The organism is Burkholderia sp. L27(2015) (assembly GCF_009765705.1).
Lineage (GTDB): Bacteria > Pseudomonadota > Gammaproteobacteria > Burkholderiales > Burkholderiaceae > LMUX01.
In genome coordinates this window covers 1-683 of sequence record NZ_LMUX01000040.1, presented here as the reverse complement: position 1 = coordinate 683, position 683 = coordinate 1, and the positions used below count along the sequence as shown (strand labels likewise).

At 53.7% G+C, this 683-nt stretch carries 1 pseudogene; it reads right to left on the bottom strand.

Features of this window, described 5'->3' with window-relative positions:
* Positions 1–353, bottom strand: a pseudogene (locus GSQ77_RS28960) (hypothetical protein); the annotation flags it as partial.
* Positions 354–683: the final 330 nt, after the last annotated feature.

Below are 683 nucleotides of genomic sequence, written 5' to 3'. Positions count from 1 at the left end.
ATCAGCCCGGAAACCTTGATCGCATAGTCATTGCCATTGCCTGTGGTTTCTGAAGCGCCGGCCGTCATGTTGACACGCCTCGGCAGCGGATGGACGCGCGGTTGCACGACGGTACAGTTGACCTGTTTCCACAGGATGCTGGGGTACGAGGCCTGAAAGCAGCCTTCCGTGGGTGTCTCGACACGCGTCATGTCCGAGCGCCAACTCTCCATGGCCTGCGCTTGTGCTTGATCAGCGACATCATTGACGGGAGGAGCGGCAGAAGCCGCTGGAATCCACGCTGCACCAACGAGACTTGCAACGATGGCGATCCGGACCAGTTGACGCGTGCCAAAAGCCTTATTCGATTGCATATTTTTCTCCAGTGGAAGCAAGATGTTGTGGTCGTCGGACTCGGATTATCCAAGTCCACCGGTATACCCAAAACAAAAATACGAACTGGATTCCCCGTCCCTGGTCGCCATGTAATGGTGACTCCTCACGCTAGCACTATCGAGGCCTCTGGATACCTGTAATTTATTCCGGGTTTTTTCCATATAAACAACCAAATGAATAATCATTAGTGTGACCGAGCTCATTGAATCGCGTTGACTGGCGGTTGCGGTGTCCGTTGCGCAATACTCAGACATGAACAGATTCCTACCAAGCCTTTGCTGCCTGCTGTTGATCGCCGCGGCACACAG